This window comes from Streptomyces sp. NPDC001717 (assembly GCF_042892775.1).
GTDB lineage: Bacteria > Actinomycetota > Actinomycetes > Streptomycetales > Streptomycetaceae > Streptomyces.
The window spans coordinates 1-6,922 of the sequence record NZ_JBIAUK010000018.1 but is presented as its reverse complement, the minus strand read 5'-3'; the positions used below and the strand labels follow the sequence as shown (position 1 = coordinate 6,922).

Annotated in this window: 8 protein-coding genes; 6 read left to right on the top strand and 2 right to left on the bottom strand. The window is 68.4% G+C overall.

What is annotated here, in order from left to right; genetic code table 11:
• Positions 1 to 318: 318 nt before the first annotated feature.
• Complete coding sequence (locus tag ACFYZL_RS25385) at positions 319 to 621, top strand: hypothetical protein (RefSeq protein ID WP_388681889.1); 303 nt, start codon at positions 319 to 321, stop codon at positions 619 to 621.
• Positions 622 to 722: 101 nt separating this feature from the next.
• Here the strand turns inward: ACFYZL_RS25385 and ACFYZL_RS25380 are convergent, their stop codons facing one another.
• Positions 723 to 1,538, bottom strand: a complete 816-nt coding sequence (locus ACFYZL_RS25380; protein WP_388681886.1) for a hypothetical protein — start codon at positions 1,536 to 1,538, stop codon at positions 723 to 725.
• A gap of 154 nt (positions 1,539 to 1,692) precedes the next feature.
• The gene (locus ACFYZL_RS25375; protein ID WP_388681883.1) at positions 1,693 to 2,172 is read right to left on the bottom strand and encodes a hypothetical protein; all 480 of its coding nucleotides are present in this window, start codon (positions 2,170 to 2,172) and stop codon (positions 1,693 to 1,695) included.
• A 224-nt stretch (positions 2,173 to 2,396) separates the two neighbouring features.
• Here ACFYZL_RS25375 and ACFYZL_RS25370 point away from each other — a divergent pair, with 224 nt between their 5' ends.
• The 5 genes from ACFYZL_RS25370 to ACFYZL_RS25350 all read left to right on the top strand — a co-directional run bounded on the left by ACFYZL_RS25370 (position 2,397) and on the right by ACFYZL_RS25350 (position 6,573).
• Positions 2,397 to 3,704: a M48 family metallopeptidase gene (locus tag ACFYZL_RS25370; protein WP_388681880.1), complete on the top strand. Its 1,308-nt coding sequence runs from the start codon at positions 2,397 to 2,399 to the stop codon at positions 3,702 to 3,704.
• Positions 3,705 to 4,009: 305 nt separating this feature from the next.
• Complete coding sequence (locus tag ACFYZL_RS25365; RefSeq protein ID WP_388681877.1) at positions 4,010 to 4,381, top strand: hypothetical protein; 372 nt, start codon at positions 4,010 to 4,012, stop codon at positions 4,379 to 4,381.
• A 110-nt stretch (positions 4,382 to 4,491) separates the two neighbouring features.
• The gene (locus ACFYZL_RS25360; protein ID WP_388681874.1) at positions 4,492 to 4,944 is read left to right on the top strand and encodes a hypothetical protein; all 453 of its coding nucleotides are present in this window, start codon (positions 4,492 to 4,494) and stop codon (positions 4,942 to 4,944) included.
• A 394-nt stretch (positions 4,945 to 5,338) separates the two neighbouring features.
• On the top strand, positions 5,339 to 5,704 hold the full coding sequence (locus ACFYZL_RS25355; RefSeq protein ID WP_388681871.1) for a hypothetical protein: 366 nt from the start codon (positions 5,339 to 5,341) through the stop codon (positions 5,702 to 5,704).
• Positions 5,705 to 6,156: 452 nt separating this feature from the next.
• Positions 6,157 to 6,573 (top strand): hypothetical protein, encoded by a 417-nt coding sequence (locus tag ACFYZL_RS25350; RefSeq protein WP_388681868.1) that lies wholly within the window; start codon positions 6,157 to 6,159, stop codon positions 6,571 to 6,573.
• The last annotated feature ends 349 nt before the right edge of the window (positions 6,574 to 6,922 follow it).

The window sequence follows — 6,922 nt, the reverse complement described above, 5'->3', positions numbered from 1 at the left end:
TTGGTAACCGTTTCCCCCCCACGGGGGGGGGGGGTGCCGCCCCCCCGGCCCCACAACGTTTTGGGTTGGGGTGGGGGGGCCCCCATTTGGCCCCGCCAAAAACCCCCGGCCCCCATCCCAGCGCGGTGTGACGGTGTACGCCTCGGGTGGGACGTGGCCTCGGATGCGGCTGGGCAGGGCAGCACGTCCACCGCATCACGTCCCTTGTCGTAAACGGCTGGCGGGCTTCGTCGGCCTGCCTGGTGCGGCGGAGCGGACGGCGGCCTGACCAGCAAAGACGACTTGCCCACAGTGACGAGGGCAACCGATCATTCGCCCATGAGACCCGAAGTTCAGGCGTTCGTCGTCGATGGCCCGCTCCCCGACTGGGACGCAAGCGAAGAAGAGATCGACAGGCGCGCCGAGCAACTCGAAGCGATTCCGAAGCCGGTCACGAGAGAGGAAGCCCGAGCGCTCGTCTCTTGCTTCGGCCCGGACGACTGCTACGGCGTCGCATGGGCGCTCATGCACCTCATAGAGACCGGTCCGAACCCTGTCCTGGCCACCGATCCCGGACCGGACGCCAACGAATGGCACCAACGGCTCTTCCTTCGCGCCGTGAACGGAGGGCTCATTCCGTGAACTTGCCGACACGGCAACGTGAGGTGTCGTCCCGCAGGCGGCATGGGAGAGGTGAGCCCTTCAGCGGGCAGGGATGAGGCAAGGGCCAACGCCACACGGTGCTACCGCAGGACGGGGCAGTTCTCAGCCGCGTACTCGTCCGCGATGGTGAAGACACTGGCACAGGTCGGACACTCGGCCTTGCCGAAAAGATGGGAAATTCCGTCGGCGAGCACGTCTTCCCCATCGCGTACCGCGATCTCGTACATCCATCGGCCGACACCCGAAAGCTCCTCGGCAGGACTCGGCCGCAGGTCACGCCGGTCCGTGTCACCCAGGTCCCAGTCGCGGATCGCCGCGTAGCGGCCATAGCCGCCGATGGCGATGGTCACCTCCGCCGCGCAGTGGGGGCAGGGCAGCTCGTAGAAGTCGTCGGTGAAGTCCCCAAGGACGTTGGCCCAGTGGTACTGCTCCTGGACCGCGAGCAGCGCGCGGAAGGTGAGCAGGTAGTCGGCCGGCCGCGACTGCAGGTGCCGGTCCAGGAGGGCGCCGAACTCGGCGATCACTTCTGCGCTTCCGGCCAGCAGGTCGTCGCCGTCGTGATGACTTGCCGCTCGTTCCATGATTGCTCCGGCCAGGTGTCGTGCCTTCGTGCTGCCCGCGGCGAGGCGCACCAGCCGGGGCAATGCCGCGAGGCCGGCCATCGACGGCAGGTCGTGCTCAAGGATCAGCCGGTACCCCAGCTCGGTCCACACTTCGGCGTCGTCCTCACGCTCCACCAGAGCCAGAAGCTCGGGTACACGGTCCACACCCAAGCGGCAGTCGTACATCTGTGCCCAGTTCACCACCCGGGCATTGAACAGTCCCGCGAGCTGCGAGTCGACCCGGGCCCCAACGCTGCCCCCGAGGTACGTCGTCAGCTTGATGCCTGGCTCCATTCGACGTCGATCTCAGCGCCGTGGAGTGTGCGGGTGTGGTCCGCAAGTTGCGTGAAGATCGCGGTCTGTACGTCCTCAGGGCCCGCGCCAGACGGGCATCGGGATCTTGCCACCGTGGGTCAGGTTGCAGGTTGGGGGCCGCAGGGCGCTGGATTCATCCTGGCAGTGCAGAGCCCTCGCCAACCGCGGCGAGAAGTTGGAGCGGGAACTCAGGATCGGCCTGGCCGATGGTCAGGGCAATCCAGCGGTCGGAAGCAGGAGGCCGCCACACCTGCATGCTGCCGGCCAGACCGCACAGGGAGTTCATCGGCTCGGGTGCCTGGAAGTGCGGATCCGGGTTGTCGAACCCGAGATAGGGCCAGAGGTCGACCGCCCCGGGAGCACCCCAGCGTTCCGTGAGAAGCGCAGCCAGACCGACAAGAAGCGCTTCTATGCTCTCCTCGGCCTCCTCCACCACCTCGGAGCTTCGGTCCTCCCAGAAGTCCTGGCTTTCCACGAGTACCGCCACGTGATACCCAGGACCGCTCCACCGATCGGCACGCTCCTGCCTCTGCTGGGGAAAGGCCATCGCGTGAAGGCTCTCGACGACGTGCAGCAGCTCCTCGACGGAGCACATCAGGTGCTGGGGCGGCATGGCGCGCAGCCTAGTCCGTCGGTTGAACCGATCGGCCGGCGCCTCGGATACGCACGCGCCAACAGCACTCAACACTCTGCACTCACATGCCATGGACGGCTCGGACATGGGCGCCCACCGCACGTGCAGCACGCCTTACCGGCTCCGAAGACCGTTCGGGGCGTGCTTATGCTGCGCCTACCGCGGACCACAGCAGGTCGGCGGTAAGGGGAGGACACAAATACGTGAAGACCATCGGTGAGGTGAGCACCCCGCAGACGCGCGAGTGCCCGGAGTGCGGGACCGCCTTCACCGTGCACGAGCGGTACGTCGGCTGGTGCGCGGCATGCGACTGGAACGTGGATCCGGGAGCGCCCGATCCCGAGCGCGGGCGCATCGCGACGGCACGGCGGCGGATGGCCCGTCGGCACGGCGAGCAGCTCGCCGCGGAGATCGCGGGGAGCGGTGGTCAGGCCGGGCCCGCCGCACTCGACGCGCCGACCGTGCTGGCCTACGGGATCTCGCTGCTGGTTCACGCGGTCACCGTGGGACTGGTGGTCCTCGCGGGGCTGCTGATCATCGGCGGATGGGACACCGGCGTCCAGCCGGTGCTCGGCGCGCTGATCCTGGTGGTCGTGGCTGCGCTGCTGCCCCGGCCTCAACGGCTGCCGAAGCACGTTCCGACGCTGTACCGGGCTGACGCCCCCCGGCTGTTCGACCTCATAGACGAGGTGGCCGCGGTTGTCGGAACGCCCGGGGTACACGCCGTGGTCGTGGAGCCGATCGCCAACGCCGCAGTCACCACCTACGGCTTCCGGAACCGGCGCGTGCTGCGCCTGGGCCTCGGGCTCTGGGAGATCCTGTCGCCCCAGGAGCGCGTGGCCCTGCTGGGCCACGAGCTCGGACACTTCGCGAACGGCGACGTCCGCTCCCTCCACGTGACCTCCGGAGCGCTGCGCTCGCTGCAGCACTGGTACTACTTCCTGGTCCCGGCCACCTCGGCGACGAACGTGCTGACGCAGCTCCTGCGCTTCCTGTATTTCCTGCCGTGCTGGGCCCTCTACGGGGTGATCCACCTGCTCGACGCGCTGACCATGAGGGCCTCACAGAGGGCGGAGTACCGGGCCGACACCTGCGCTGCGCGCGTCGGTTCCACGGAGGCGGCCGTCTCGCTCATGGACCGGATGCTGCTCTGCGACATGGTCAAGCCTCTGCTGCAGCGCGAGTCGGTGGCGGCGCAGGTTCGCGGCGGAGCCGAGGGCCGCGCCGCGCGTGACGCCGCCGAGGAAGGGCTGTGGGAGCGGCTGGGCACGCGGATGGGCTCCGTACCCGAGTACGAGTACGAGCGGCTACGCCGCGTCTCCGCCCGGCGCGGACACAGCGTGGACGACACCCACCCGCCGACCCACCTGCGCCGGCACTGCCTGGCATCGGGCGAGCCGTACCCGGCCCAGGTGCTCTGCGATGCCTCCCGTACGGAGGCGGTCACGGCCGAGCTGGCCCCTGCCCGTGCCGAGCTGGCCCGCCACGTGATGCGGGACTACGCGCGCTGACCGCCGTGCTGACGGTGGAGACCCGGCCGCCGCCCGGCGATCCCGTGGTCACCGACACCTCGCGTGTCACCGACCGCTGACGCATCCAGGTCGCCCGGAGGGGGCCCGACTTTTGTCCGCGGACAAAAGTCGGGCCCCCTCCGTCGAACGACCGTCGGCATCTCAGGGGGCGAAGCAGAAGGGCAGAGGGGCCTTTATTCCTTCGCGACAGGTCCGGCCATGTGCCAGGCTGCGGGTCATGATTCCCAGCCGAAAGGGCCATGCCGCGTAGGCGCCCGTCCAGCCTCCGGGCAAGACACAGGCCGTTGTTCGGGGAGCGCCGCTACTCGAAGATCGGTCGTATTTCCGGATCGGCGCAGGCACAGATCATCCGGTTGGAACGAACACGGCTCCAGCCCGGCCTGGTCGAGCAAGCGCTCTCTCTTTGGACTGCCATCGCAAGGGCACCGAGCAGCCGGCTGCCTTCACCGTTCGACGACCGGTGCGGGGTTGCCGCCTGTTGCCCGCAGCCGGCGGATGAGCGGGATCTGCTGGAACTGGCGATCCATGCCCTCCCCAAGAAGAGCTCCAGAGAGCTGCGCGTCATCGTGGAGGCCCTCGACCTGCGCATCCTCGAACGGCCCGACGCATTCCCGTACGGCCCCCAGCCGCATCGTTGGTGGCACAGCGCCTTCTGACCGGACGTGCCCCTGCCGGGCTGCCGGCAAGCCGGGCAGCGGCGGGCAACGGCGGGGTGTGGGGGTGACGTGAGGCAGCTTCGTAGGCACCGTAGGACGAGGTGGAAGAAATGCAGATTGCCCGTGCCGAGGTCTTCTCCTGCGCCGTGTGCAGCACCCGGCTGTCCCTGCCTGTGCGCGAAGTTCACCCGCCGGCGGAGGGCGAGGCCTGGACGCCCCTCGACTCTCCTGTGGACCCCTGCCCGCCCAGGATGACGCCCGGCACCTTCGCCCGCGACCCGCAGCCGGGGCACGCCTGGGGAGCGCCGCCCAAGGGCTTCGGGAAGTCCCGGGCGGCTCACGGACCGGGAGTCGACTTCCTGTTGAGCCCGGGCGACCTCCTCGGCACCACGAAGATCCCGGGCCGCTGGAGCGGCTGCTGTGGGCCGGGCGGATACGACGGGCCCAATCTGGCCTGCGCCGGGTGTCGAGCGGAGGTCGGACTGTGGATCGGTGACTGCTACACCTTCCTGCAAGTCATCCTCAATGGGCGCCTGGCCAGGCGTTCCCCATCGCAGGCGTAGGGCAGCCGTAGCCGGAACCGGTTGGCCACATCCGAACGCGTCAGAACGGCAGTCCACTGTCCCGTCTCAAGGGATCTGGTTCAGGGATCGGACTGTGACCTGCGACGACCGGATCGTTTGAGACGCCCTGCGAGTCGGTTTCTCATCCGATGTGGTTCGGCGCGGTGGATGCCGAACCTCGTCTCAGTTGATCTGGTCCGCCCCCTCGTGCTGTGGGCGGTGCCTGATCTACTGCCTGCCGACGAACTGGAAGCTGAGAGGAAGCAATGGGCGCTCTGACTGACTACTTCCGCGCGGTGGATGCAGCATCGGTCGTGGAGGTGCTTGAGCGGGCGGATGGTGGGTCCCCGCTCGGCGCAGGCCCCCTGTCTGCGATGGGGTCAAGGCCAAGCACGTGGATCCGACGGTTGTCCTGGCGATGCTGATTGCTGCCATCCGTCAGGTTCAGTGGCGAGTGGACCTGGTCGAGGAGGTGACCGTGTGGCCGGCCTCCCCAGTACCCTGCCCGGACGGCCCCGAGGACGAGGACGACCCGTGGGTGACGGGGCCGTGGGTATCCGAACTCAATCCCCTGGTACGGGACACTCTGGCGGCTGTGCGCGACTCCGAAGTGCCAACCATCGTCGCCAGGTGGGTGCAAGCGGAAGAGCTGCACGGAGCACGCGTCGAAGACATGCAGCCGGTGGCTGAAGAGATCATCCTGCTCGCCAGGCGGGCCCTCGAAGCCGGCGAGCAGCTCTACTGCTGGATGTCTCTGTGAGGCGGCCCAGCCTGGATGTCCGATCGACAGCTGGCGAGCCAGGTCACCTGAGACAAGAAGCGAATCGGACCAGATCACTTGAGACGGGAACCAGATCCTTCGACACGGGACATCCACCAAGTGGGCCGAGCTGGGAAGCGACCGATCTCACTGAACTTTGGCCGGTCCCACTGCGGGCCGGCCCCCCGGGCAGTGGGGTGGGCTCGGCTTCGGGCGTCTGAGGTGCCCGGCCGGAGGCGCTGGTTGGCATGTTCAGTGCTTGCCACTGGTACCGGGATGGCGCACTGTTGCGGCCCTGTGCGTCAGATGAGCCGGGCAATCGTGACCGAGGCCCGGATGGGGAGGGACACATGAACAGGCGTGATCTGGTGAATTTAGTGGGTCGTCGGACAGCGCTGCGGTACTTGCTGGCCGGGGTCGCTGCTTCCGTCGTGTCAGGGTGCGGGAGTCCGGTGGAGAAGGCGATCACAGCGTTCGCCAAGGGTTCCTGGAGGTTCACGACCAACGCGGGGTTCGACGGGGTGCTGACGATCACCGGCGACGGAAGGTGGTCGGAGACTCGGCTGGGCCTTTCGGGCCGGTGGGAGTACGACCCCTCACGCCTCACGATCATCATGGACGGCACCGACAATAAGAACGCGGAGCCGTACGTCATCCCGTCGGTTCCCGAACCCACTGATGAGGCCCTTTCTCAGGCGTACTCCATGGAAGGCGGCTGGTCGCAAAGCGTCGGCGACAAGGTGAAGGCACGCAGAGACAAGGATGCCGTAGTCCTGGAGTTCGAGGACTTCTCCGACGGGAACGCGGGCTCCCCCGAGCACATCGAGTCCCTGGTCTTCACCCTGACCCGCCTGAAAGGCGCCTCCTGACCTTGGCGTGAGCGGCGAAAGCCGTACCCACACTCTGCATCCGGACCGGGACGACTCTGGACGCCGCATCCCCCGACCAGACGGGCCGTTGTCCCGTCTCGCTGAACCTTGACCGGTGCTTCCATGCCCAGCAGGTTGCACCGACCAGCGGCGCGACCGGTCAAAGTTCATTGAGATTGGTCAAGGTTCCGTGAGACGGGACAGCCACCACGCGGGAGTCGGCATGGCCCCCGGGTTGGGGGGGGGGGGGGGGGGTGGGGGGGGGGGGGGGGGGGGGGGGCGGGGGGGGGGGGGGGGGGGGGGGGGGGGGGGGCGGCGGGGGGGCGGGGGGCCGGGGGCGGGGGGGGGG